This is a genomic window from Streptomyces sp. RLA012 (assembly GCF_056270325.1).
The window spans coordinates 9952689-9976548 of sequence record NZ_JBWDPA010000002.1 but is presented as its reverse complement, the minus strand read 5'-3'; the positions used below and the strand labels follow the sequence as shown (position 1 = coordinate 9976548).

The 23860-nt window shown below is 70.5% G+C and carries 23 protein-coding genes; 12 read left to right on the top strand and 11 right to left on the bottom strand.

The genetic code is table 11. The features are described from left to right. Nucleotides 1-260 precede the first annotated feature (260 nt). Both RV986_RS45450 and RV986_RS45445 read left to right on the top strand, forming a co-directional pair. Entirely contained in the window at nucleotides 261-731 is a 471-nt protein-coding gene (locus tag RV986_RS45450) for a DUF5709 domain-containing protein (protein WP_475922944.1), read from the top strand. Between the two features lie 33 nt (nucleotides 732-764). Further along, complete coding sequence (locus RV986_RS45445; protein WP_475922943.1) at nucleotides 765-1040, top strand: type B 50S ribosomal protein L31; 276 nt, start codon at nucleotides 765-767, stop codon at nucleotides 1038-1040. A gap of 17 nt (nucleotides 1041-1057) precedes the next feature. Here RV986_RS45445 and RV986_RS45440 read toward each other — a convergent pair whose 3' ends face one another. After that, nucleotides 1058-1852, bottom strand: a complete 795-nt coding sequence (locus tag RV986_RS45440) for a metal-dependent hydrolase (RefSeq protein ID WP_475922942.1) — start codon at nucleotides 1850-1852, stop codon at nucleotides 1058-1060. 145 nt (nucleotides 1853-1997) lie between these two features. Here RV986_RS45440 and RV986_RS45435 point away from each other — a divergent pair, with 145 nt between their 5' ends. Continuing rightward, entirely contained in the window at nucleotides 1998-4511 is a 2514-nt protein-coding gene (locus RV986_RS45435; RefSeq protein ID WP_475922941.1) for a DEAD/DEAH box helicase, read from the top strand. Between the two features lie 19 nt (nucleotides 4512-4530). Further along, complete coding sequence (locus tag RV986_RS45430) at nucleotides 4531-5397, top strand: acyl-CoA thioesterase (protein ID WP_475922940.1); 867 nt, start codon at nucleotides 4531-4533, stop codon at nucleotides 5395-5397. A 59-nt stretch (nucleotides 5398-5456) separates the two neighbouring features. Here the strand turns inward: RV986_RS45430 and RV986_RS45425 are convergent, their stop codons facing one another. Continuing rightward, a complete protein-coding gene (locus RV986_RS45425; RefSeq protein ID WP_475922939.1) occupies nucleotides 5457-6506 on the bottom strand; it encodes a DUF6397 family protein in 1050 nt (349 codons plus the stop codon). Between the two features lie 128 nt (nucleotides 6507-6634). Beyond that, nucleotides 6635-7048: a roadblock/LC7 domain-containing protein gene (locus RV986_RS45420; protein WP_475922938.1), complete on the bottom strand. Its 414-nt coding sequence runs from the start codon at nucleotides 7046-7048 to the stop codon at nucleotides 6635-6637. A 92-nt stretch (nucleotides 7049-7140) separates the two neighbouring features. On the opposite strand from RV986_RS45420, the gene RV986_RS45415 reads away from it, so the two are divergent. Next, on the top strand, nucleotides 7141-7569 hold the full coding sequence (locus RV986_RS45415; protein ID WP_475922937.1) for a PPOX class F420-dependent oxidoreductase: 429 nt from the start codon (nucleotides 7141-7143) through the stop codon (nucleotides 7567-7569). A 39-nt stretch (nucleotides 7570-7608) separates the two neighbouring features. Here the strand turns inward: RV986_RS45415 and RV986_RS45410 are convergent, their stop codons facing one another. From RV986_RS45410 to RV986_RS45390, 5 genes are all read right to left on the bottom strand, one after another. Next, entirely contained in the window at nucleotides 7609-8214 is a 606-nt protein-coding gene (locus tag RV986_RS45410) for a GTP-binding protein (protein WP_475922936.1), read from the bottom strand. Between the two features lie 102 nt (nucleotides 8215-8316). Beyond that, entirely contained in the window at nucleotides 8317-8709 is a 393-nt protein-coding gene (locus RV986_RS45405; RefSeq protein WP_475922935.1) for a DUF742 domain-containing protein, read from the bottom strand. A gap of 19 nt (nucleotides 8710-8728) precedes the next feature. Then, nucleotides 8729-9166, bottom strand: a complete 438-nt coding sequence (locus RV986_RS45400; RefSeq protein ID WP_475922934.1) for a roadblock/LC7 domain-containing protein — start codon at nucleotides 9164-9166, stop codon at nucleotides 8729-8731. Then, nucleotides 9163-11745: a sensor histidine kinase gene (locus RV986_RS45395; RefSeq protein ID WP_475922933.1), complete on the bottom strand. Its 2583-nt coding sequence runs from the start codon at nucleotides 11743-11745 to the stop codon at nucleotides 9163-9165. Before RV986_RS45395 ends, RV986_RS45400 begins: the two co-directional genes overlap by 4 nt. 61 nt (nucleotides 11746-11806) lie before the next feature. Further along, nucleotides 11807-12580 carry an MHYT domain-containing protein gene (locus RV986_RS45390; RefSeq protein WP_475922932.1) on the bottom strand — a complete coding sequence of 258 codons (774 nt, stop codon included), beginning with the start codon at nucleotides 12578-12580 and terminating at the stop codon, nucleotides 11807-11809. Between the two features lie 152 nt (nucleotides 12581-12732). On the opposite strand from RV986_RS45390, the gene RV986_RS45385 reads away from it, so the two are divergent. Next, the gene (locus tag RV986_RS45385) at nucleotides 12733-13332 is read left to right on the top strand and encodes a class I SAM-dependent methyltransferase (protein ID WP_475922931.1); all 600 of its coding nucleotides are present in this window, start codon (nucleotides 12733-12735) and stop codon (nucleotides 13330-13332) included. 4 nt (nucleotides 13333-13336) lie between these two features. Here the strand turns inward: RV986_RS45385 and RV986_RS45380 are convergent, their stop codons facing one another. Further along, a complete protein-coding gene (locus RV986_RS45380) occupies nucleotides 13337-14095 on the bottom strand; it encodes an alpha/beta fold hydrolase (RefSeq protein WP_475922930.1) in 759 nt (252 codons plus the stop codon). Nucleotides 14096-14234: 139 nt separating this feature from the next. Between RV986_RS45380 and RV986_RS45375 the strand changes: the two genes are divergently transcribed. The 3 genes from RV986_RS45375 to RV986_RS45365 all read left to right on the top strand — a co-directional run bounded on the left by RV986_RS45375 (nucleotide 14235) and on the right by RV986_RS45365 (nucleotide 16244). Beyond that, nucleotides 14235-14768 (top strand): PadR family transcriptional regulator, encoded by a 534-nt coding sequence (locus tag RV986_RS45375; protein WP_475922929.1) that lies wholly within the window; start codon nucleotides 14235-14237, stop codon nucleotides 14766-14768. A 164-nt stretch (nucleotides 14769-14932) separates the two neighbouring features. Continuing rightward, nucleotides 14933-15247 carry a hypothetical protein gene (locus RV986_RS45370; protein ID WP_475922928.1) on the top strand — a complete coding sequence of 105 codons (315 nt, stop codon included), beginning with the start codon at nucleotides 14933-14935 and terminating at the stop codon, nucleotides 15245-15247. 139 nt (nucleotides 15248-15386) lie between these two features. Beyond that, the gene (locus RV986_RS45365) at nucleotides 15387-16244 is read left to right on the top strand and encodes a hypothetical protein (RefSeq protein WP_475922927.1); all 858 of its coding nucleotides are present in this window, start codon (nucleotides 15387-15389) and stop codon (nucleotides 16242-16244) included. A 382-nt stretch (nucleotides 16245-16626) separates the two neighbouring features. On the opposite strand, the gene RV986_RS45360 is transcribed toward RV986_RS45365, so the two are convergent. Together RV986_RS45360 and RV986_RS45355 are read right to left on the bottom strand one after the other, a co-directional pair. Beyond that, nucleotides 16627-16809 carry a hypothetical protein gene (locus RV986_RS45360; protein ID WP_475922926.1) on the bottom strand — a complete coding sequence of 61 codons (183 nt, stop codon included), beginning with the start codon at nucleotides 16807-16809 and terminating at the stop codon, nucleotides 16627-16629. 129 nt (nucleotides 16810-16938) lie between these two features. Continuing rightward, entirely contained in the window at nucleotides 16939-17994 is a 1056-nt protein-coding gene (locus RV986_RS45355; protein WP_475922925.1) for an acyl-CoA desaturase, read from the bottom strand. A 244-nt stretch (nucleotides 17995-18238) separates the two neighbouring features. Between RV986_RS45355 and RV986_RS45350 the strand changes: the two genes are divergently transcribed. The 3 genes from RV986_RS45350 to RV986_RS45340 all read left to right on the top strand — a co-directional run bounded on the left by RV986_RS45350 (nucleotide 18239) and on the right by RV986_RS45340 (nucleotide 23809). Next, on the top strand, nucleotides 18239-21097 hold the full coding sequence (locus RV986_RS45350) for an SNF2-related protein (RefSeq protein ID WP_475922924.1): 2859 nt from the start codon (nucleotides 18239-18241) through the stop codon (nucleotides 21095-21097). Then, complete coding sequence (locus tag RV986_RS45345; protein ID WP_475922923.1) at nucleotides 21094-22377, top strand: SWF or SNF family helicase; 1284 nt, start codon at nucleotides 21094-21096, stop codon at nucleotides 22375-22377. Before RV986_RS45350 ends, RV986_RS45345 begins: the two co-directional genes overlap by 4 nt. Nucleotides 22378-22465: 88 nt before the next feature. Continuing rightward, entirely contained in the window at nucleotides 22466-23809 is a 1344-nt protein-coding gene (locus RV986_RS45340; protein ID WP_475922922.1) for an esterase-like activity of phytase family protein, read from the top strand. Nucleotides 23810-23860: the final 51 nt, after the last annotated feature.

Genomic DNA, 23860 nt, shown 5'->3' with positions numbered 1-23860 from the left:
CTGCCAGTACGACCCGCTCCGGCGCCCGGGAGCGGTCGGGCCGACGCCCGGGGCCGCCCTCCGTGGGCGGCCCCGTCCCACGTCGGACCGTGTGGCGTTGCGCGGTGCCGAACGGGGGTGGAAGGCTGGATGTCGGCACCGGCTCGGGGAACGCCCGGCAACCACCCGGTTCGCGCAGGGCACGTCCTGTGTCCGGTGGCGCGCGCGCCCGCCGTCGAGCGCGGTGGAACCGGGCTCGCCCGCATCATCTGGAGGTACCCGTGGACAGCTCCGACGGATGGGGGGACGACGTCTACCAGCCCGACGGATCCGAGGTACAGGACGACGCGGGGCTGCTCGACGCCGAGGACACACTGCTCGCCGACGGCGTCGGTGACCCGCTCGACCGGGGCTGGTCCCCGCCTGAGCGGCCGTGGGCGGTGGAGCACTCCGGGGTGACCGCCGCGGAGCGTCGGCAGGGCGAGACCCTGGACCAACGTCTCGCGGAGGAGATGCCCGACATCACCGAACTGGACGGGGACGGCATCGGCGACTGCCAGGGCACCGACGGCGAGCCCTTGGACAACGAGGTGGGCGCCACCCGCTCCGGCCGTCTCGTCGCTCCCGATGAAGGGGCGCACGAGGACGAGGAGAGCGGACTGATCGCCACCGACATCGGCATCGACGGCGCCGCGGCCTCGGCCGAGGAGGCCGCGATGCACATCGTCGACGAGGACACCCGGTCCGGCTGACCGGCCCCCGCACCTCTCCCCCAAGGAGCACCCATGCAGCAGGACAAGCACCCCGAATACCGCCCCGTCGTCTTCCGCGACCGGGCCGCGGGCTACGCCTTCCTCACCCGGTCCACCGCGACCAGCGACCAGACCATCGACTGGGACGACGGCGAGACCTACCCCGTCGTCGACGTCGAGATCTCCTCGGAAAGCCACCCGTTCTACACGGGCAAGGCCCGCACCGTGGACTCGGAGGGCCGCATCGCCCAGTTCGAGAGGCGGTACGGGGGTGCGGGACAGGAAGCGGGCAAGGACGCGACGGCCTGAGCCGCTGCCCCGCTCGCTCAGATGACGTTGAGCGCCGCCGCGCAGCCCACCCCGCCCAGCAGCATGAAGACCGGCATCAGGACCTTGAGCTCCACCCAGCTGCCGGCGCGGAAGCGCATGGCCTTGGGCGGGCCGATCGGGTACCAGCGCTTGCGGCCGATCGGGATGGGCCACAGGACCGGGCAGCCGGACACCGTCAGTGCGTCGCCTATGTCGTGCACCAGGGCGCCCAGGACGATCGGCAGACCGAGCCACAGGTACTCCTGGCCCGGCGCGGTGAACAGCCAGTCCGAACCGTTGCCCGGCTTGTCCAGGACTCCGGCGAGGATCCAGGCGCTGGTCGCGGCCAGCAGCCAGACCAGGACGTCGCTGCTGGAGCCGCGGGCGGCCCGCCACAGCAGGCCCTCGATCGCGAGCACCATGTGCACGAAGAGAATGGCCAGGACCGCCCAGCGGCCACCGGCGATCGCCAGGACCGCGGTACCCGCGCCGATCATCACCGCCCACAGCCAGGTGTGCGTCAGCGTGCGGTGGCCGCCTGAGCGCCGTGGGTCGCCCGGCTTGCGGGTCGACTTGTAGACGGCGTACGAGAGCTTGTCGACGATCTCGCACAGGGCACGGGAGACGGGTCCGAAGGCCCGCGAGATGGTGGCCGCCTTGTGGTCCAGGTCCGGGGCGAGCGCCGCTCCGGCGCAGATCAGGGCGCCAACGAGGAGGACGGGCCACGGCATGGTGTGGCCGGCCGCGGCGGCCGCCGCTCCGACGCCGAGCCAGGCCGCGGCTCCCGACAGTGAGTGTGCTGGTCCCATCATGACCGTTTCCCGCCCCATTCTTCTTGTGCCGCTGCCCAGTTGCCTGCGTGCGCCGGCGCCTCGTCGGCGCCACAGCGTAGCGTTCGTGATCTTCGGACGAGCATCCGATTCCCCCATCGGGTGGGTTGACAGGCAAGATGGGGGCGTGACCCTTATCGATCAGCTGCCGCAGACCGCAGATCCCGACGCCCTCTACGAAGCCTTCGAGTCGTGGGCCCAGGAACGCGGTCTCACGCTCTACCCCCACCAGGAGGAGGCGCTGATCGAGGTGGTCTCGGGTGCGAACGTGATCGTCTCGACGCCCACCGGCTCGGGCAAGAGCATGATCGCGGCGGGTGCGCACTTCGCGGCGCTCGCCCGTGACGAGGTCACCTTCTACACAGCGCCGATCAAGGCGCTCGTCTCGGAGAAGTTCTTCGAGCTGTGCAAGATGTTCGGCACCGAGAACGTCGGCATGCTGACCGGCGACGCCTCCGTGAACGCCGACGCCCCCGTCATCTGCTGCACCGCCGAGGTGCTGGCGTCCATCGCGCTGCGGGACGGCAAGCACGCCGACGTCGGCCAGGTCGTCATGGACGAGTTCCACTTCTACGCGGAGGCCGACCGCGGCTGGGCGTGGCAGATCCCGATCCTCGAACTGCCGCAGGCGCAGTTCATCCTGATGTCGGCGACGCTCGGCGACGTCTCCATGTTCGAGAAGGACCTCACCCGGCGCACCGGCCGCCCCACGTCGGTGGTCCGCTCGGCGACCCGGCCGGTGCCCCTCTCCTACGAGTACGTGGTGACCCCGCTGACGGAGACGCTCACCGAGCTGCTCGCGACCAAGCAGGCCCCTGTCTACATCGTGCACTTCACGCAGGCGCAGGCCGTGGAGCGAGCACAGGCGCTGATGAGCATCAACATGTGCACGCGGGCGGAGAAGGACCAGATCGCCGAGCTGATCGGCAACTTCCGCTTCACCACCAAGTTCGGCCAGAACCTGTCCCGCTACGTGCGCCACGGCATCGGCGTGCACCACGCGGGCATGCTGCCCAAGTACCGACGGCTGGTGGAGAAGCTGGCACAGGCCGGTCTCCTGAAGGTCATCTGCGGCACGGACACCCTCGGGGTCGGCGTCAACGTCCCCATCCGCACCGTGCTGTTCACGGCGCTGACGAAGTACGACGGCAACCGGGTGCGGACTCTTCGGGCGCGCGAGTTCCACCAGATCGCCGGCCGCGCCGGGCGGGCGGGCTTCGACACGGCGGGCTTCGTCGTGGCCCAGGCGCCCGAGCACGTCATCGAGAACGAGAAGGCGCTCGCCAAGGCGGGCGACGATCCGAAGAAGCGCCGCAAGGTGGTGCGCAAGAAGGCGCCCGAGGGCTTCGTCGGCTGGACGGACAACACCTTCGAGAGGCTCATCGTCTCCGAGCCCGAGCCGCTCACCTCGCGCTTCCGGGTCACCCACACGATGCTCCTCTCGGTGATCGCCCGGCCCGGCAACGCCTTCGAGGCGATGCGTCACCTGCTGGAGGACAACCACGAGCCGCGCAAGCAGCAGCTGCGGCACATCCGGCGGGCGATCGCGATCTACCGCTCGCTCCTCGACGGCGGCATCGTGGAGAAGCTCGACGAGCCGGACGCCACGGGCCGTATCGTGCGCCTCACCGTCGATCTGCAGCAGGACTTCGCGCTCAACCAGCCGCTGTCGACCTTCGCGCTCGCCGCGTTCGAGCTTCTGGACCCCGAGTCCCCCTCGTACGCACTGGACATGGTGTCCGTCGTGGAGTCCACGCTGGACGACCCGCGGCAGATCCTCGCGGCCCAGCAGAACAAGGCGCGCGGCGAAGCGGTGGCCGCGATGAAGGCGGACGGCGTCGAGTACGAGGACCGCATGGAGCGGCTTCAGGACGTGTCGTACCCCAAGCCGATGGAGGAGTTGCTCTTCCACGCCTACAACACCTACCGCAAGAGCCATCCGTGGGTCGGCGACCATCCCCTGTCGCCGAAGTCCGTCATCCGTGACATGTACGAACGGGCCATGACCTTCACCGAGTTCGTCTCCTTCTACGAGCTCGCCCGCACTGAGGGCATCGTCCTGCGATACCTGGCGAGTGCCTACAAGGCGCTCGAACACACCGTGCCGGACGACCTCAAGTCCGAGGACCTGGAGGACCTGATCGCCTGGCTGGGTGAGATGGTGCGCCAGGTCGACTCCAGCCTCCTCGACGAGTGGGAGCAACTCGCCAACCCCGAGGAGATGACGGCCGAGGAGGCGCAGGAGAAGGCCGACCAGGTCAAGCCGGTCAGCGCGAACGCCCGCGCCTTCCGCGTCCTCGTCCGCAACGCCATGTTCCGCCGCGTCGAACTCGCCGCGCTCGACAACGTCGACGAGCTCGGCGAGATGGATGCCGACTCCGGCTGGGACGCCGATGCCTGGGGCGAGGCGATGGACAAGTACTGGGACGAGTACGAGGACCTCGGCACCGGCCCCGACGCCCGCGGCCCCAAACTGCTGTCGATCGTGGAAGAGCCGCAGAACCGCCTGTGGCGCGTCCGTCAGACCTTCGCCGACCCGAACGGCGACCATGACTGGGGCATCAGCGCGGAGGTCGACCTCACGGCCTCCGACGCGGAGGGCCGTGCCATCGTCAAGGTCACCGACGTCGGCCAGTTGTGAGCACAGGAGAACCCCATCCATGACGAACCCAGCCGAGAGACTCGTCGACCTGCTCGACCTGGAGCAGATCGAGGTCAACATCTTCCGCGGCCGCAGCCCCGACGAGTCACTGCAGCGGGTCTTCGGCGGCCAGGTGGCGGGCCAGGCGCTGGTCGCCGCCGGGCGCACCACGGAGGACGACTGGCCGGTGCACTCGCTGCACGCGTACTTCCTGCGCCCGGGTCGGCCGGGCGTGCCGATCGTGTACCAGGTCGAACGGGTCCGGGACGGGCGGTCGTTCACCACCCGCCGCGTCACCGCCGTGCAGCAGGGCCGCACGATCTTCAATCTGACCGCCTCCTTTCACAAGCCTGAGATGGGGAGCTTCGAACACCAACTGCCGCCGGCCCGCGAGATCCCCCATCCGGAAACGCTGCCGAACATGTCGCAGGAGATCACGGAGCATCTGGGCACGCTTCCCGAGTCGTTGCAGCGGATGGCCCGACGCCAGCCGTTCGACATCCGCTATGTCGACCGGCTCCGCTGGACGCCCGAGGAGATCAAGGACGCCGAACCGCGCAGCGCGGTGTGGATGCGCGCCGTCGGGCCACTGGGCGACGACCCGCTCGTGCACACCTGCGCCCTCACCTACGCGAGCGACATGACCCTCCTGGACGCCGTCCGCATCCCGGTGGAACCGCTGTGGGGTCCGCGAGGCTTCGACATGGCCTCGCTCGACCACGCGATGTGGTTCCACCGGCCGTTCCGCGCGGACGAATGGTTCCTCTACGACCAGGAGTCACCGGTCGCCACGGGCGGACGTGGGCTGGCCCGCGGGCGCATCTACGACCTGAACGGACGTCTGCTGGTCTCGGTCGTCCAGGAAGGACTCTTCCGCGCCCTCTAGGGCAGTGCCTACCCGTGCTCTGAGGACACTCCAAGAAGCTGCGGAAAAGGGCCGGCCCGTCAGGAGCTTCTGCGGCGCAGCCATCCGAACAGACTCCGCGGCCGCGCGGGCTCCGCGGTCGGGGGCCGGTCGTCGAGTGCGGCGGTGTCCGGCCGCGAGGCCGCCGGGGGTGAGGCAATCAGTGGTGAGAGCGGTGTCGGCGGGACTGGTGCCGGTGAGGCCTGCGGCGTCGGACGGGGTGCGGGCCGGAGCTCTCGGGCTTCGGCGAGCGTCTGGCCCAAATCGGCCCGGAGCCAGCTGATCTCGTCGGGGTCCTGTGCTGTCATGATCCGGGTGACGAGGTGCTCGGCGGCAGAGTCCGGCGCGCCGTGGGAGGTCCGCTCGGGCCGGAAGCGGTTCAGACAGGCGCGCTCGTAAGGATCCCTGACGATCTCCGCCACCTGGATGGGGTCGAGCAGGGATGCCACGATCGCTGCCCGCGCCCAGGGGTCCTCGGTCTGCCGCAGCAGGAATCCCATGTGCCGCCCCCGCCAGTTGCGCGGACGGAGATCCAGGCCGGCCTCCAACTGATCCCGGAGTCCTTCGGGCGTACGCCCCTTCAGCAGCGTCGTGTTCCGCTCGTCGGCCGCGAACTGCTTGAGCTCCTCGGCCAGATACAACCAGACCACGGCCCGGTAGCGGTTGAGGTAGAACTTCACGGGCACCACCAGCCCCAGGCGCGCCAAGCGCGTGAACCTGGCGCTCGTCACTCCCATGAGTGCGCCGCCCTCCGTGGTGCCGACGGCCTTGACGCGCTCCCGCAGTGCCTCGGGAAAGCCGTCCTCGGAGCGCACCCGGTCGAGCTCCGCGCAAGTGACGCGACGTCCACCTCCCCCCTCGTCGGGAACGGTTCGGACGCATCCGAGGTGCAGGGCGAGGTCGAACTCGCCGCGCTTGAGCTCCAGTTCTCGCGCGGCACGGCTGAGCGACCACGTCGCGGGTCGCGAGACGGCGGACTGCTTGGCGGTCAACTGCGTACCAACTGATCGCGTAACGGCTGATCGCGTAACGGCTGACTGCATATCGGCCGGCTGCAGATCGGTCGGCTGCGTAACGGTGTTGCCGGACATGACGGTTCTCCCCCGTGGAGCGAGGTGCTCGCGCTGGCGTGCGCTTGCTTCGAGAAAAACCGTAGCCGGTGCGGCGGATATCGTGGCGAGCCTGTGGATAACTTCGACCGTGGCGACGTATCCGCAGGTCAGGGCTCTATGGAGGGTGAGCGTTCCGGCTGGCGTACGTCCACGCCGAGGTGTTCGCCGACACGGTTCACGAGCAGCGTCATCTCGTAGGCGACCTGTCCGATGTCGGCCTCAGCGGCGCTGAGGACACACAGACAGCTACCGGCGCCCGCCGCGGTGACGAAGAGCACCGCGTCGTCGAACTCAATCATGGTCTGGCGGACATGGCCCGCACCGAAGTGCCGCCCGGACCCCTTGGCCAGGCTGTGCAGACCCGACGACACCGCCGCCAGATGCTCGGCGTCCTCACGCCGAAGTCCCGTGCTCGCCCCCGTCACCAGCCCGTCGTTGGACAGCACTAAGGCGTGCCGTACGTGTTCGACGCGCTCGGTCAGGTCATCGAGCAACCAGCCGAGTTCCCTGTTCTGCGCCATGATCCGTCTCCCCGTGATGTTTTCCCCCTGGCTGGAGGATCCGACCAGCCAGCCTTCCCCACTGCTCCCCTCCGGGCAAGGAGGATGGCGGCATGGCAAAGAAGATGACCGACGAGCAATGGCGAGCCTTCGTCTCGCACGGCACACGCACCGGAAAGCTGTCGACCGTCCGGGCCGACGGGAGTCCGCATGTGGCGCCGGTCTGGTTTCTGCTGGACGGCGAAGACGTGCTGTTCAATACGGCAAAGGAGAGTGTCAAGGGACGGAATCTGGCCCACGACGGCCGAGTCGCCCTCTGCGTGGACGACGATCGGCCGCCGTTCGACTTCGTGGTACTCGAAGGTCGTGCCGAGCTGTCGGAGGATCTGGACGCGATGCGTCACTGGGCCGCTCGGATCGGCGCTCGCTACATGGGCGAGGAGCGCGCCGAGGAGCTCGGACAGCGCAACGGGGTCCCGGGTGAACTCCTCGTACGCGTAAGGATCGAGAAAGTGGTGGCGTACGCCTCGATGGCGGACTAGATCTCTTCCTGAACGGCCTCGGCCGATTTCTCCGTGGCCTCACCCGACGGAGTCGAGCAGCCGGGCGGTGTGCACCCGCCCGGCGTACTCGACGAGCCGGATCAGTACTTCCTTCCCGGAGTCACGGTCCCGTGCGTCGCAGAGCACCACGGGTGTACCCCGGTCGAGGTCAAGGGCTCGGGACACGTCCTGGGCACCGTAGGCGCGAGCGCCCGCGAAGCAGTTGACCGCCACCACGAACGGGATGTGCCGGTGCTCGAAGTAGTCCACCGCGGGGAAGCAGTCCTCCAGCCTTCGGGTGTCCGCGAGGACGACAGCGCCCAGCGCGCCCTGCGACAGCTCGTCCCACAGGAACCAGAACCGGTCCTGCCCCGGTGTACCGAAGAGGTAGAGGGACAGACCTGAGCGGATGGTGATGCGTCCGAAGTCCATGGCGACGGTCGTCGTGACCTTCTGGTCGACGCCGTCGGTGTCGTCCACCGACTGACCCGCCTCGCTCAGCAGTTCCTCGGTGCGCAGCGGCCTGATCTCGCTGACCGCGCCCACCAGGGTGGTCTTGCCCACGCCGAACCCGCCGGCGACCAGTATCTTCAGCGCCAGGGCGGTCGTCTCGCCGTCCGAGGCGTCGGAGTTCTCGGAGACCATCGATCACTTCTCTCGGGAGTGCCGGCAGCGCTCGGCGTGGGCCGAACGGTGCGGAGCGTGCGTTGGTACATGTGTGCGGGTGGGTGGAGTCGCGTGGTTCATCTAGAGCGCCCTCAGTCCCTCGATCACCTCGCGGAGGATCCGCTCGTCGGGCAGTTGCGCGGGCGGCACCGGACGGCTGACCGTGACGCAGCCCATCTCCAACAGATCACCGAGCAGCACTCTGACCACGCCCACCGGCAGGTCCGCGTCCGCCGCGAGTTCGGCCACCGATTGGGTCTCGATGCGGCACAGGCCGACGAGGGTGCGGTGTTCCGGTCCGAGCAGGGTGTCGTCGGCTCCGGGTGCGTCCTTGTCCAGGGTGACCAGGGCGATCAGGTCGAAACGCACCCCGGTGGGGCCCGGTTTGGTACGGCCGCCGGTCATCGCGTAGGGGCGGACAAGCGGTCCCGCCTCGTTGTCGTACCACTGGCTGCCCGGCATGTCCTCGGTCATCTGTACCGCCCGCCCTCGGTCATCCGGCGGCGGGCGGCCGCGCGGCGACGCGCGTCGGCGTGCAGAGATGTTCGCCGACGCGCTTGACCAGCCGCGCCATCTCGTACGCCACCAGGCCGATGTCGGCCGTGACGGCGGTGAGGACGGCCAGGCACGAGCCGTCGCCCGCTGCCGCCACGAACAGGAAGCCGTCGTCCATCTCCACCATCGTCTGGCGTACGCCCCCGGCGCCGAAGTGGCGACCGGCGCCCTTGGCCAGGCTGTGGAAGCCGGAGGCGACGGCAGCCAGGTGTTCGGCGTCCTCGCGCCTGAGGCCGGTGGAGGCTCCCACCGCGAGTCCGTCGTTCGACAGCACCACCACGTGCCGCACTTCGGCGACACGCACCACCAAGTCGTCCAGCAGCCAGTCGAGTTCGCCGGATCGCTGGTCGGCCCTCATGCTCGGGTCCTGGATCATGCGGAATCTCCTTCGCTGCTGTCGCTGCCCGCATCGGGTCCTGAAGTCGCGACGCGACCGGGAATCCTGCCGCCGCCGCGCACCCAGCCGTCCCGGTAGGCCGCCATACGGTCCCGTACGAGTTCGGGAGTACGCGCGTCGTCGTGCCGGGGAGCCGCCGCTTGAACCGGATCCTCGGACCGCTGTTCGCGTAGTTGGGGCGCCAGGCTCGCCTGCCGTACGCGCCGTGGGAGGTCGTCGGACCCTTCGGAATCGTCCGGAGGGCGATGCAGCCGCAAGGTGGTGACTCCAGGGGGCGGGGTTGGGGGCGAACCGTTCACGGGAGGTTCGAGCGAGTCGTTCACCGGGGATTCGACCGACTCGTTCGCGGACGGTTCGGCAGCGGACTGCGCGAGGGGTACGAGCGCGGGCCGCTCGGTGGGCGCCTGAACGGAATCCTGCTCCGGGACGGCCGACACGCGCGCGTACTCGCGTTCCGCGGGCTTCTCCTGGTCGGACTTACGGGGCGAACGTTCCGCCGCGCCTCCGTGCAGCAACGCCGTCGGCAGCAGGACCACGGCGGTGGTGCCGCCGTAGGGCGAGGTCCGCAAGTGCACCTTGACGCCATGCCGGGCCGCGAGCCTGCTGACCACGAAGAGACCGAGCCGGTCGCTGTCGAACAGGTCAAGTGCCTCGGACTGCTCGATACGCCGATTGGCCTCGTCGAGCGTCTCCTTGCCCATGCCGAGCCCCCGGTCCTCGACCTCCACGGCGTAGCCGTTGCCGACCGGCTCTCCAGTGATCCTGACCCGGGTGTGCGGCGGTGAGAACTGGGCGGCGTTCTCCACGACTTCCGCCAGGAGGTGCGTGAGGTCGGCCACCGCGGCGCCGATGACCGATGCCTCGGGGAGCTGTCGTACCTCCACGCGCGCGTAGTCCTCGACTTCGGACACGGCGGCCCGGACCACGTTCGTCAGCGAGACCGGCATACGCCAGGCTCGGCCGGGCGCGGCGCCGGAGAGAATGATCAGACTCTCCGCGTGGCGCCGCATCCGGGTGGTGAGGTGGTCGAGCCGGAAGAGGTCACTCAGTTCGTTCGGATCCTCGGAACGGCGCTCCATGCTGTCCAGCAGACTCAGTTGGCGGTGCACGAGGACCTGGCTGCGCCGGGCGAGATTGACGAAGACCCCGGAGATTCCGCTGGCCAGCTCCGCGCGCTCGACGGCGGCCCGCAGCGCGGCGCGGTGCACGGTGCCCAGAGCCTCCGCGACCTGTCCGGTCTCGTCCTCCGAGGGCGGCCCGGGCGGGGCCTCGGCACGGACGTCGAGCTCCTCTCCCGCGCGCAGCCTGCGCATGGCCTCGGGGAGTTTGCGGCGCGCGATCTCAAGAGCGCTGTTGCGCAGGCTCACCAGCTCGACGACAAGGCCGCGTCCGATGCGTACGGAGATGACGAGCGACGCGGCGACGGCGGCGAGGCCGAACACGACGGCGGCACCGGCGGGTGTCAGCAGACCGCGGGTCAAGGGGTCGGCCCGGTCCGCGACACCGCGGCCGGCCGTTGCCTCGATGGTGCGCATGGCGTCCCGCACGCGCGCGTGGGCGGTGTTCCAGCCGGCCTCGGGTGCGGCGTCGATGGCGTTGCCGCCGGGCCGGGAGGCGAGCACCTTGTCCTCGACGGCACGTACGTCGGCGTACGCGCTCCCCGCCACGAGGTCGTGCCAGGAGGTCTGTTCGGGCCCGCGCAGATCCGCGACAGCGGCGTCGGTCAGAGTGCGGCGGGTGGCGACCGCTCCGGTGAACAGCCGCAGTCGCTCACCGTCGAGGGCGCGGGCGATCCGGGCGCCGGACAGCACCGCGTCCTCCTGGGCGAGTGCCTCCCCCGCCCGGGAGAATTCGAGGAGTACGCGCGCGTCGGACCCCAGGTCGGCGTCCTGGATGCCGGTGAGCGCACCACCTACCGCGAAGGCCGTCGAAATCGTCCTGGTGTACTGCCCGTACGCCTCGTCCCATCCGCTACGGCGCTCCAGTACGGCGGTGCGCAGACTCCGCAGGTGCTCGGCCGTGGCGACGAAGGCGTCGAGTCGCCCGGCCACTCCGGCGGGCAGATCGGCGCCGTCGGCGACGGTGTTGCGGTCGCCCAGTCGCAGCTTCGCCACCGCGCGGTCGGTGCGCTCCGCCAGCGTCCTGAGACCGCCCTGCTCTTGGGAAGCGGGATCGGTCGCGTAGCGGACGGCGGCCGCGCGTTCGGTCTGCAGTGCGGCGACGGCATCGTCGACCGGGGCACGGACCGTGGAGTCCACGCTTTGCAGCTGTCGCAGTCGCGCGACGTCCTGGGCGGTGCTCACCGTGGCGTACGCCCACAGGGCGAGCAGGGAGACAACCGGCACCATCAGCAGACAGACGATCTTGGCCCGCACCGTGCGGGGGCGTATGCGCCATCCTTCCACGCGCGCGGGTGCCTCCGACGGCGCCTCTGTGACCTCGTCTTCGGGGTCTCCGTACTCGTCGGCGGGCGGGCCCGCGTGCGCGCGGCGGCCGCGCACCGGGGGCCGGGTCGGCGACTCGGCGCCGACTGTGGGGGTTCTACGGGGTGTACGCATGGCCTCCTCGCTCGGAATGGTTCGGGCGGGCTTCCGGGCCGTCGTGGCTCCGGGCCCGCCGCTAGCGGGCGACGCTCTCGACCGGCCGCTGGGCCGACGCGGAAGCCTCGCGCTCGTCGGCCGTCGGGGACAGCGCGACGAACGCCGAGGTCAGGAAGAGGTAGGACCCGAGGCCGACGGCGAGGGGGAAGATGAACTGCATCGCCGTGGCCCCGGGCAGGGCCTCCCCGGAGGGGCTGACGCGCACACTCACCGCCAACATTCCGGTGTAGTGCATGCTGCTCACGGCCCCTCCCATGACGAGGGAGGCGATGGCGACCGCGACCGGCGACCTGATGTTGAGTGCCGCCCACAGGGCCGCGGTCGCCGCGACCACGGCGATCACGACGGAGAGCCCGACGAGCACCGGGTCGTAGCCCACCGCGCCATGCAGCCGCAGCGCGGCCATGCCCAGGTAATGCATGCTCGCGACGCCGAGCCCCGTGGTCAGTCCACCGAGGACGAGCGCGCGGCCCCGGTCGCGGCCGTAGCCGACGGCGAAGACGCCCGCGCCGACGACGACCATGGCGACGAGCAGGCTGAGGATGGTCAGCGGCACGTCGTAGCGTATTTCCGTGCCGCTGACACTGAAGCCGAGCATCGCCACGAAGTGCATCGTCCAGATGCCGGTGCCGATCGCGGAGGCCGCCGTGAGAAGCCAGTTGCGGCGCGAACGTCCGGTGGCGCCGAGCGCGCGGACCGTGCAACGCAGCCCCAGGGCCGCGCCTATGCAGGCCATCGCGTACGACAGCACGGGTGTCAGCCAGCCGAAGGCGGCGTGGTCCAGGTGTCCCATGGCTCAGGGACGCTAGTCCGGGCAGGGGCGCACAAAGGGGGCGCATTTCGAAAGGTGCTGCAATATGACACAGAGAGGTACGTAAGCGATCGCGTCACGCTCGAACGTGTGCGCAGCTTCATACTTCGTGTCGGTGAGAGATCATGCGGAACATGAGCGACGACCACACACACGTCCAGGAATTCTTCACGGCGCGCGCGGCCGACTGGGACACCCGGTTCCCCGACGACGGGCCCGCCTACGCCGCCGCGGTCGCCGAACTCGGCCTGCGTGAGGGGGACCGTGTGCTCGACGCGGGTTGCGGCACCGGGCGCGCCCTGCCGCCGCTGCGCACGGCAGTGGGGCCCTCCGGAGTGGTCATCGGGGCCGATCTGACCCTCGCGATGCTGGCGGCCGCCGTACGGGCCGGCCGGGACCGCGAGGGGCAGTTGCTGCTCGCCGACGTCGCCGGACTGCCACTGCGCTCGGAATCACTGGACGCCGTGTTCGGGGCAGGGCTGATCGCACACCTGCCCCACCCCGCCGAGAACCTGAGAGAGCTGGCACGGGTGGTGCGGCCGGGTGGCACCCTGGCGCTGTTCCACCCGATCGGCCGGGCGGCGCTCGCGGCACGCCAGGGTCGCCGGATCACACCCGACGACCTGCGGGCGGAGGCCAACCTCCGCCCCCTGCTGGCCGCTTCCGGCTGGGACATGACGTCGTACGCCGACGAGGACGCCCGCTTCCTCGCGCTGGCCGTACGCGGGGGCTGAGGTCTCAGAGCGTCCCGGCGACCTCGGCCGCGAAGGCGTCGGGATTGTCGAACATGACGTTGTGCCCCGCGCCGGGCACGGTCACCACTCGTACACCGGCGGCCTCCAGCGCCTCATGGCCCGCCAGTTCGCCGCTCAGCTCCCCCTGCAGGTACACACGGGACGCCGTCAACTCTTCGAGCAGGTGGCGCATCGTGGGGGTCGTGCCGCGCGCAAGACCGGCCGCGGTGCGGTGCAGGGCGCGCGGGTCGGCGAGTCGCATGGTGGCCGCCCAAGAGGGACCGACTTTGTCGAGCACGCGCGCGTAGCCGCCGTTGTCGACGAACTCCTCCTCCGTGTACGAGGCGATGCCGCTGCCGCCCGCCTCGACCGGAGGGTACGGGTCGAGGTTCGCCTCCGTGAGGACCAGCCTGGACACCAGGTCGGGGCGCCGGTGGGCGAGCACGATGGCCACGGCCCCGCCCATGCTGTGCGCGACGATCTCCGCGGCCGCGACGTCGGCCTCGTCCAGCGCGGCAGCCAGTGCGTCCGCGTGGTCCTCCAGGGTGTATCCGAAGTCCGCGGGCCGGTCGCTGATGCCGTGTCCGGGGAGGTCGACGAAGAGCGTACGGCGGCCTGCCAGTTCGGGGCGGGCCGCGATGTGGGCGTGGTAGACCGTCGAGGCGGAGCCGAGGCCGTGCACGTACACCCGCGCAGGTTCACTGCCCGTCACCTCGGTCCAGCGGATGTGGCTTCCCATGCCGTCGAACTCGGCCTGCTTCATCGCTCTCCCCTTGGTGTCGCTTCGTCGTTTCCCACGCCCCAGGATGATACATCGGTACCGATGTATGCAAGAGTCAATGTATGAATGATGTGATGTATCAAGGACTCGATGTACAGCTGCATGCGGCAGAATGCGGAGAATGCTGGAGCTGGCCATCCTCGGTTTTCTGTACGACTCCCCGCTGCACGGCTACGAGCTGCGCAAGCGCATCGCCGCGCTGACGGGACACGTGAAGCCCGTCGCCGAGAGCACGCTGTATCCCGCGATCAAGCGGCTTGAGAAGGCGGAGCTGCTGGAGCGGGCGACGCAACCAGGCTCCGTGGCCGCCCCTCGTCATGTTCTGACACTCACCGAGGAAGGTGGACGCGAACTGCGCCGCCGACTCGCGGAACCCGCCCAGCGCGACATCACCGACGAGAACCGGTGGTTCACGGTGCTCGCCTTCCTCCGGCACCTGGACGACCCCGCGGCACAGGCCTCGGTGCTGCGCCGCCGCCTCGCCTTCCTGGAGGAGCCCGCGAGCTTCTTCTACGAAGGTGACCGGCCGCTGCGCGTCGAGGAGCTGGACGACCCCTTCCGTCGCGGCATCCTCACCATCGCGCGGGCCACAAGCCGGGCGGAACTGTCATGGCTGCGCACCACGATCGACTCACTCGACGAGAACGGCCGGTGAGTCGGGACAGCCACACGTACGCGCGGCACGGACGAGGGGATTCCACGGGACGCCCCTAACGCTTCACCGGGCCGTCCCTCTTCTGCCGCCAGGACTTCAACTCTACGTTGAGTAGGAACAGAGAGCGATCAGCGACGGCAACCGCGCAGGGGGAAGGTGGCCCGATGACCGACAAATTCGGCAGACTCCGCAAGCTGTGGCAGGGGAAAACGGCCGAAGGGGCCGAGGCTCGGCGACCCGCGAAGCGGCGGCCGGAGAAACGTACACACAATCTTTTCGAGGCGGCCGCCGCGTATGTGTCGGCGTGCGCGGAGGACGACCAGGAGCAGATCGACGAGGCCGCGACCTGGGTGTCGCCCGAGGCGCTGTCGTTCGGGGTGAACGAGCTGGCCTGCCGCGCTGTCATCGCCCTGGCGCGGGAGCGCGACGAATCGCCGCGGACGGTGGCGCGGACACTGCTGGGTCTGCCCACCGTCTGACCGTCCGCGGGGTCGTGGGCGGGCCGTTTCGCCCCTGTCCAGCCGGATAACGGCAGCTCCACGTGTGTTTCTGGCTCGTGACAAGGGGCTTCCGGTCGCATTATGGTGCGCCGACGAACGTAGCGATGGGGAGGCTGGGATGGCCGGGACGGACGATGGCGCCGTGGCCACCGGGGACGACGACGCTCTGGACGACGACGCTCTGTATGTGCTGACGGCGGTGCTGCTGACGCCCGCGAAGTTCCCCAGCGTGCTGGGAGACGACTACCCGGAGGCCTGTGCGGCGCTCGGCCTGGCGCCCCTGAGCGACGGGTACGGTCTGGTGCTCGGCCAGGACGGCGACGGTGCGCGGTGGACGGTCGTCATCGACGACGTCTCGCTGGTCGCCGTCGCCATCGCGTCCTGGGACTGCGGCATGGAGCACGAGCTGTCGCCCGACGAGCGCACGGTCGTCTCCGCGCTGCCGGGCTGGCCCCTTGAGGTCGCCGTCGCCGCTCCTGGGGTGCCGGCCCCGCACGACCCCGCAACCGAGGTCACGGAGCGACCGGCGCTCAGCCCGCCGGACACCGCCACCTGGGGACCGGCCCAACGGCGCCTCGGTGCCGACGAGATCGCCCTGCAGTGGGCGACCTGGCGGGAGCAGATCGACGACGGCGACTTCGTCACGTCGGACGACGGGGAGCGGGCCGAGGACGCTCCTCAGGACGAGACCGAAAGCGGCGGCGCGGTGCGCAGCGGTGTCCGCCGGGTGCTCTCGGAGGCGCGCTCCTACGTGGAGACGCCGCCGCCGCTCGGCCGGGTCCGCTCGTCCTTCGCCACCGGCGACGCCCGGACCCTGCGCGCCGACGGCCCCGGCTGGTCCATGGTCGCCCGGACCGACGACATCGCGTTCGTCCTCCTCGACGAGGAGCCCGGAGAGGTCCTGCCCGTGGGTCGTGGACCCGAACTGCCCGGTCTCCTGGAGGCCCTCGACAAGATGGCCGTACGCCCCAGCTGAGCGGCCACGCCCCACCGGATTCCACTGACACGGTCGCAGTCGGTCCACGCCTCGCGTCCGGATCGGCAAGGGGTACGCGCAGCGCCCTGTCGTGGTCCCCGTGAGCGGCGCGACGCGCCGCCGCGCCCACACTCCGCCGGGCCGCCCCGGAGGCGCTCCACGGAGTCGTCGGCTCCCTTCTCGATTCCCTGCCCCTGCGTCATGCCGGTGATCGTCGTGCGAAGAATCCGGGCGTCCCGACGGTGGCCCCGACGCCCGGGGCGGTCACCGTCCGGAGGGAGCGGGCCGTGCGGCCGTTCGCGGGCATGCCTTCGGCAGGCCCGCGAACGGCGACGTGGGCGGCCTCTGCGCGCTGGGCGAGGACGCACCGGGCGGCGGCTCCTCAGCGGCCGAGTTCCTTGCGGGTGATGCGGCGCAGCCTGCGCCGCTGCGAGGAGTCCAGCGTCAGGTACGCGGCCGCCGGAACTCCCAGCACGATCAGGAAGGCGGCCCACCAGGGCAGCCAGATCAGCAGGATGAGGCCGACCGCCACACCTCCTGCGGCGATCTTCGCGTTCTTCGACATGTGTCGCCTCCTTCGCGGCTGCTGCCGCTCTCTGTCCTGAAAACGGGTCCGTGCCTCTCACGGTTCCAGTGCGCGACCCTGAGACATCCCTGAGGCGTATCCCTTACCCATCCCTGAGCTCCTGCGTGGCTAGGCGGTCCTGAGGGGTTCGCCGACCTCGTACATGTGGCGCAGAGCCTGGCGGTAGGAGTCGACGAGCCCGGTTTCTGCGTAGGAGATACCCAATTCCCGGCAGTGTGCGCGCACCAACGGCTGGACGAGCCTCAGATGCGGCCTGGGCATGTTCGGGAACAGGTGGTGCTCGATCTGATAATTGAGGCCGCCGAGGAACCAGTCGGTCAGGGCGGCGCCGCGTACGTTGCGCGAGGTGAGCACCTGGCGGTGCAGATGACCCCAGCGCCGACCGTCCGGATCGGGCATCTCCATGCCCTTGTGGTTGGGCGCGAAGGCCATGCCCAGGTGCAGGCCGAACAGTGCCTGGTGCAGCGCGGCGAAGGCGAGAGCCTTGCCGAGCGGCAGGGAGGCGAGCAGCACGGTCGTGTACACCACGACGTGCGTCACCAGCAGCAGGGCCTCCACAGCCCGCTCGCGCGGCGGCTGACGGCGCAGGTCCCGGAAGCCGTGGATCTTCAGGGCGACGCCCTCCAGGAGAGTGAGCGGGAAGAAGAGCCAAGCCTGGTTGCGAGTGAGCCAGCGCCGGAAGCCGACCCGCGTCCTGGCCTGCTCGCCGGTGAAGACCAGGACGTCGGCGACGACGTCGGGATCCTTGTCGATGTGGTTGGGGTTGGCATGGTGGCGGTTGTGCTTGTCGTTCCACCAGGCATAGCTCATCCCCAGGAGCAGGTTGCCGTGGATCAGGCCGATCAGACGGTCGGCCGACTTGTTGCCGGTGATCTGCGAGTGGCCCGCGTCATGCCCTATGAAGGCCGTCCGGGCCGAGAACACGGCGAGCAGTGGGGCGAGGAGCAGCACCCACCAGGAGTTGCCGATCACGACGACGCCCGTCACCACACCGGCGAGTGCCAGCGCGTTCATGGCGATCACGCGTGCGTACCAGCTGTGACGCCGGTCCAGGAGGCCCTGGTGCTTGACGGTGCGCAGGAGGGGGGCGAACTCACTTCCGGAACTCTGCCCGGCGCTCGCCCCCGGAGGGTCTTCCGCTACGGTCGCGGCGGTCTGGGGCATGGCAGGTCTCCGGTTTCTCAGGGAACGGGCCGACCTGATGAACGTACGAATCGGTGGCCCTCGGCGGCCATGGCGCCACCACCCGTGTACGTACGGAGGCTTTCCCCGCGCCCCAAGGGGGGTTACGTACACCCCGGGCCCCGGTGAGGCACCTCACGGCCCGGACATCCCTGCCCGGGATACGAAGTGCTGTACTCTCGACGGCTCCGACCCGGTAGTCAAATTTGAGGAATGCGCCATCGCTGTGCAGAGAATTCCTGCGGCAACGCCCGCCGAGATCTCCGAACTGGCCCATTGCTGTGCCGTGTTCGTGCCCGCCGATCCGTCCCGCACCGGGAGTGTCGCCTTCTGGCGGCCCGACGGCGACGTCCCTCCGGTGGTGGCGTCCGGCACGACCGAAGACCTGACCGTCGCGCTGCCCCGAAACGGCAGCGTCGAACTCGTGACGGTGCCCGCCGTCCTGCTCCCGGTGCGCTCCGCTCTGCCGGTTCTCACGCGCGCGCGTGCCACCGCGCAGGCGCACCGGGCGACCTCCTTCTGGGGCGCGGCGGCCGTGCTCGCCCTCCAACTCGCCGCGCGGGGCCTGCTGCTGCCGGGCCTGACCGCCGGCGACCACGACGCGTGGCGCGCGGGTCCGCTGCGCGCCGACGACCTGGAGCGGGTCCGCGAGCTCGCCGCCGCGATGCCGCCCGAAGCGCACACCGTGCCGCTGGACGGCTTCGTAGCGCCACGGCTACCGGAACCGGAACGGCTGCTGCGCGCCTTCCTCGACGCGGTCGCCGACGCGCTGCCCCGCTCCCCCGCCGCGTCGCTCGCCGCTGGAGGTCCGGCCTTCGCGGCGCGGGAGCCGCAGCATGTGCCGGAGCAGCGCGCCTGGGCCGCCGACGTCGCCGCGGGGCACGACGCCGGTGTACGTGTCTCGCTGCGCGTCGAGGTCCCGGGCTTGGCGTCGGTCGTGACGGACGAGGCTCGGCTGCCGTTCCGCGGGGTGCTGCAGGTGCACAGCGTGCGCGATCCCGGCGTCGTCGCGGACGCCTCCGCGGTCTGGGCCGGGGCCGGATCAGCGGTCTTCGGCCCGCGCGCGCGGATGGACGTTCTGCTTGCCCTGCGCCGTGCGGCACGTGCCTGGCCCCCGCTCACTCCGCTGCTGTCGGCGACGGTGCCGGACGCCGTCGAACTCGCCGACGAGGAGGTCACCGAACTCCTCGGTGAGGGCGCCCGCCTGCTGGCGTTCGCCGGCGTCGACGTGCACTGGCCCAAGGAACTGGCGCGCAAGCTGACCGCCCGGGCGGTCATCGGCCCGCCGGACGACGAGCGGGGGCCGGACAAGGTCACGTCGGACACGCCCTCCTTCCTGTCCGCGGACGCGCTGCTGTCCTTCGACTGGTGGTTCGCGCTGGGCGATCAACAGCTCACCCGGCAGGAGCTGGACCGGCTCGCGGAGGCGAACCGCCCCATGGTGCGGCTGCGTGACCAGTGGGTCCTCGTCGACCCGCAGGAGGTGCGCCGCGCCCGGGCGCAACAGGACCGCAAGGTCACGCCCATCGACGCGCTGAGCGCCGCTCTGACGGGCTCCACGGAGGTCGACGGCCGCATGGTCGACGTACGGCCCACGGGGTGGCTGGCGACGCTGCGGGAGCGGCTCTCGGACCCGGAGGGGCAGGAGCCGGTCCGGCAGCCCGCCGCGCTCGCCGCGACGCTGCGGGACTACCAGGTGCGGGGCCTCAACTGGCTCGCCAGAATGACCTCGTTGGGACTGGGCGGCTGTCTGGCCGACGACATGGGCCTGGGCAAGACGATCACCCTGATCGCCCTGCATCTGCACCGGCAGACCGACGCCTCGGCTGCGGGTCCCACGCTCGTGGTCTGCCCGGCCTCGCTGATGGGCAACTGGCAACGGGAGATCGAGAAGTTCGCTCCCGGCACGCCCCTGCGTCGTTTCCACGGCTCTCGACGCAGTCTGGAAGGCCTTTCGGCCGGGGAGTTCGTGCTCACCACGTACGGCACGATGCGGCTCGACGCGCCGCGACTGGCCGAGGTGCCATGGGGCATGGTCGTCGCGGACGAGGCACAGCACGTGAAGAACCCCTATTCGGCGACGGCGCGGGCGTTGCGCACCATCGGTGCACGCGCGCGCGTGGCGCTCACCGGCACCCCGGTGGAGAACAGTCTCTCGGAGCTGTGGGCGATCCTCGACTGGACGACACCGGGCCTGCTCGGGAGCCTCGGCGCCTTCCGGACGCGGTACGCGCAGGCCGTCGAGGGCGCTCGGGATCCCGCCGCGGCCGAGCGACTCGCCCGGCTGGTACGGCCGTTCCTGCTGCGGCGCCGCAAGTCGGATCCCGGTATCGCGCCCGAACTACCACCCAAGACCGAGACGGATCGTGCTGTGTCGCTCACCAGGGAGCAGGCGGGTCTGTACGAAGCCGTGGTGCGCGAGACCCTGGCGGAGATCTCGGGCGCGGACAGCATGGCGCGCCGCGGCCTGATCATGAAGCTGCTCACCGGGCTGAAGCAGATCTGCAACCATCCGGCGCAGTTCCTCAAGGAGGACCGGCCGAAGATCCCGGGCAGGTCGGGGAAGCTGGAGCTGCTGGACGAACTGCTCGACACCATCCTCTCCGAGGGAGCGAGCGTTCTGGTCTTCACGCAGTACGTGCGGATGGCACGCCTCATGGAGCGTCATCTGGCGGCGCGCGGTGTACGGACGCTGTTCTTGCACGGCGGGACACCCGTCCACGAGCGCGAGGCCATGGTGGACCGCTTCCAGGAGGGCGAAATCCCTGTCTTCTTGTTGTCGTTGAAGGCCGCGGGCACAGGGCTGAACCTGACACGGGCCGAGCACGTCGTGCACTACGACCGCTGGTGGAACCCCGCCGTCGAGGCACAGGCCACGGACCGCGCGTACCGCATCGGCCAGAGCCGGCCCGTGCAGGTGCACCGGCTGATCGCCGAGGGAACCATCGAGGACCGCATCGCCGAGATGTTGCAGCGCAAGCGGCAGTTGGCCGACGCGGTCCTCGGGGCGGGGGAGGCGGCCCTCACGGAGCTGACCGACGCCGAGCTGGCCGACCTGGTGGAGCTTCGAGGGGGAACACGATGACGGACCGGAACGAGGAGCGCACATTCGCGGCGCTGCCGCCCGCGCAGGGGCGGGGCTTCGCACAGACGTGGTGGGGCCGGGCCTGGTTGCAGGCCTTGGAGGACGCGGCCCTGGACTCGGAGCAGGTGAGGACGGGCCGCAGGCTCGCGCGCGCCGGGGCGGTGGGAGCCGTGTCGGTGCGTCCGGGGCGTATCACCGCCGTCGTTCACGATCGGGACGGCACCGCGCACCGCGCGGACGTGCTGCTTCAGGAGCTGACCGCGGAGCAATGGGACCGGTTCCTAAACATGGCGGTCGAACGGGCCGGACACGTGGCGGCCTTGCTCGACCGCGAGATGCCGCCGCATCTGGTCGAGGACGCGGCTGCCGCGGGAGTCGAACTGCTGCCGGGCCTCGGCGATCTGGAGGCCGAGTGCGGCTGCGGGGCCTGGGACCACTGCGGTCACACAGCGGCGCTGTGCTATCAGACGGCGCGGCTGCTGGACCAGGATCCCTTCACCCTGTTGCTGATGCGCGGCCGCGCCGAGCGCACGTTGCTGGACAGGCTTCAACTGCGCGGCAGCGCGACCGCACAGGACTCGCCGGCAGCACCGGAACTCCCCGAGGAGGGCGTGGACGCCGCCGAGGCGTACGCGACCGGGGGCATCCTGCCGCCTCTGCCCGCCCTTCCGTCGCTGCCCCAGGAGCCCGGCCGGCCGCCTTCCCTGGACACCGAGGCCGCGCCCGCACCCGGAGTGGACCCGGCGGCCGTCGAGTTCCTGGCCGCCGCGGCGGCCGGCGAGGCGTTCCGGCTGCTCGCCGAGGCCCTCCGGCCCGCTCACGGACAGGAAGCGCCAGAGGCGGAGTTGACCCCTGAGCAGGACGCGGTCCGGCTCGCGGCGGCCACCACGCAGAGCGCGATCGCCGAGCGGCTCGCCGACGGGACAGGGCGCGACCGGCAGGAACTGGCGCTCGCCGTACGGGCCTGGCACCACGGGGGTGCGGTCGCGCTCGCCGTCCTCGAAGACGAGTGGACTCTGGAGGGGGACGTACTCGTACGCGCGCGTGCCGCCCTGGAGTCGGCCTGGGAAGAGGACGAACGGCCTCGACTGCGCGTCGCCCGCAACCGCTGGACCGCGGCCGGCGCGCCGGCTCAGCTGCGCCTGGGGCAGGACGGCCGATGGTGGCCGTACCGCAAGGAGCGGGGCCGTTGGACGCCCGCGGGGCCGGCGGCCGGGGATCCGGCCACGGCCCTGGCCATGGCGGAGGGAGACCCGGGTGGCGACCCGATGAGTGGTTGACGACCCACATTCACCTCGAAGTCGCGTTCTGTTCGGTGCGGCGGCCAACTGTGGCCGCTGTCAACGAACTTGTGCCCCAGGAGGCCCGATGTCCCCGCACACCCTCGGCCGACGCCACGTCCACCGATCCGTCGCCGCGGGTGTACCGCTCGCGATGCTGGCCGCCCTCGTGGCGGTCGGCACCGCGAGTGCGCAGGACCGCCCGTCGCAGCCGCGGGTGACACACACCGCGACGCTCGGCGACATCCCTCTGGGCACGTTCAGCAACGCGCTGCTGCACGGCACGGTGGGCGACGACCGCGGGGTGGACCTCGGCGGAATCGGCAGCGACATCTACCCGGCCGGGCGCCGGGGCGAGTTCTGGACGATCACCGACCGCGGGCCCAACGGGCAGATCAAGGTGGACGGCAACAAGCGCCGTACGTTCCCGGTGCCCGGTTTCGACCCGGCGATCGTGAAGATCAGGGTGTCCGGTGACACCGTGAAGGTCCTGGACGCGATTCCGATCACCACGTCCGCCGGAAAGCCGGTCACCGGGCTGTCCAACCAGGCGGGGCGTGACGAGGCGCCGTACTCCTACGACGCGCAGACCCCACTCACGTACAACCCGAACGGGCTGGACACCGAGGGCATCGTCCGCTCCGCGGACGGCAGTTTCTGGCTCGTCGACGAGTACGGGCCCTCGCTGATCCGCGTCTCCGCGCGCGGGAAGGTCCTTACGCGCTACGTGCCCAAGGGACTGAACCTGACGGGCGCGGACTACCCGGTGGTCGAGGCGCTGCCCGCCGTCCTGCTGCACCGGAAGATCAATCGCGGCTTCGAGGGGCTCGCCCAGCTCCCGGGCGGCGACCTGGTGATGGCCGTACAGAGCCCGCTCACCCTGCCGGACGCCGACGCGGGCGACGCCTCACGCACGACGCGACTGCTGCGCTTCTCCCCGAAGAAACGAGCCGTCACCGCTGAGTACGCCTACCGCTTCGACCCGGTGAACGTGGTCGACCCGAGCGAGGACGACACGTCCGAGCTGAAGATCTCCTCCGTGGTCGCCGTCGGTCACGATCGCCTGCTGGTGGAGGAACGCACGGACAAGGCGGCGCGGTTGCAGGTGGTGAAGCTCACGCGTGGGGCGGACATCCTGGGCGGTCGCTGGGACAGCGACACGACGTCCCCCTCCCTGGAAGAGCTCGACGACCCGGCGGCCTCCGGTGTCCCGGTGCTCGCCAAGCGGCTGGTCGTGGACCTGGGGACGGTCGCGGGGGTGCCGGGCAAGATCGAGGGCGTCGCGCGCGTGGACCACGACACGCTCGCCCTCATCAACGACAACGACTTCGGGATGACCGACGGGGCGGGCGCGTTCGACGCGCAGGGCCGTCTGGTGGACAGCGGCATCGAGACCACGGTCACGTACGTGCGGCTGCCGCACGGGATCTGACCTCGGTCCCCATTTCGTACGGCACGCGCGCGTGCATCGCGATCAGCGGAC

What these genes read in the sequence shown, in the direction of transcription:
- RV986_RS45375 (WP_475922929.1), top strand. Translation starts at nt 14,235, where the DNA reads ATGCTGGAGCTGGCCATCCTCGGTTTTCTGTACGACTCCCCGCTGCAC.
- RV986_RS45405 (WP_475922935.1), bottom strand. Translation starts at nt 8,709, where the DNA reads ATGACCGAGGACATGCCGGGCAGCCAGTGGTACGACAACGAGGCGGGA.
- RV986_RS45430 (WP_475922940.1), top strand. Translation starts at nt 4,531, where the DNA reads ATGACGAACCCAGCCGAGAGACTCGTCGACCTGCTCGACCTGGAGCAG.
- RV986_RS45355 (WP_475922925.1), bottom strand. Translation starts at nt 17,994, where the DNA reads ATGCCCCAGACCGCCGCGACCGTAGCGGAAGACCCTCCGGGGGCGAGC.
- RV986_RS45340 (WP_475922922.1), top strand. Translation starts at nt 22,466, where the DNA reads ATGTCCCCGCACACCCTCGGCCGACGCCACGTCCACCGATCCGTCGCC.
- RV986_RS45445 (WP_475922943.1), top strand. Translation starts at nt 765, where the DNA reads ATGCAGCAGGACAAGCACCCCGAATACCGCCCCGTCGTCTTCCGCGAC.
- RV986_RS45370 (WP_475922928.1), top strand. Translation starts at nt 14,933, where the DNA reads ATGACCGACAAATTCGGCAGACTCCGCAAGCTGTGGCAGGGGAAAACG.
- RV986_RS45380 (WP_475922930.1), bottom strand. Translation starts at nt 14,095, where the DNA reads ATGAAGCAGGCCGAGTTCGACGGCATGGGAAGCCACATCCGCTGGACC.
- RV986_RS45425 (WP_475922939.1), bottom strand. Translation starts at nt 6,506, where the DNA reads ATGTCCGGCAACACCGTTACGCAGCCGACCGATCTGCAGCCGGCCGAT.
- RV986_RS45395 (WP_475922933.1), bottom strand. Translation starts at nt 11,745, where the DNA reads ATGCGTACACCCCGTAGAACCCCCACAGTCGGCGCCGAGTCGCCGACC.
- RV986_RS45400 (WP_475922934.1), bottom strand. Translation starts at nt 9,166, where the DNA reads ATGATCCAGGACCCGAGCATGAGGGCCGACCAGCGATCCGGCGAACTC.
- RV986_RS45410 (WP_475922936.1), bottom strand. Translation starts at nt 8,214, where the DNA reads ATGGTCTCCGAGAACTCCGACGCCTCGGACGGCGAGACGACCGCCCTG.
- RV986_RS45420 (WP_475922938.1), bottom strand. Translation starts at nt 7,048, where the DNA reads ATGGCGCAGAACAGGGAACTCGGCTGGTTGCTCGATGACCTGACCGAG.
- RV986_RS45385 (WP_475922931.1), top strand. Translation starts at nt 12,733, where the DNA reads ATGAGCGACGACCACACACACGTCCAGGAATTCTTCACGGCGCGCGCG.
- RV986_RS45415 (WP_475922937.1), top strand. Translation starts at nt 7,141, where the DNA reads ATGGCAAAGAAGATGACCGACGAGCAATGGCGAGCCTTCGTCTCGCAC.
- RV986_RS45360 (WP_475922926.1), bottom strand. Translation starts at nt 16,809, where the DNA reads ATGTCGAAGAACGCGAAGATCGCCGCAGGAGGTGTGGCGGTCGGCCTC.
- RV986_RS45390 (WP_475922932.1), bottom strand. Translation starts at nt 12,580, where the DNA reads ATGGGACACCTGGACCACGCCGCCTTCGGCTGGCTGACACCCGTGCTG.
- RV986_RS45365 (WP_475922927.1), top strand. Translation starts at nt 15,387, where the DNA reads ATGGCCGGGACGGACGATGGCGCCGTGGCCACCGGGGACGACGACGCT.
- RV986_RS45345 (WP_475922923.1), top strand. Translation starts at nt 21,094, where the DNA reads ATGACGGACCGGAACGAGGAGCGCACATTCGCGGCGCTGCCGCCCGCG.
- RV986_RS45440 (WP_475922942.1), bottom strand. Translation starts at nt 1,852, where the DNA reads ATGATGGGACCAGCACACTCACTGTCGGGAGCCGCGGCCTGGCTCGGC.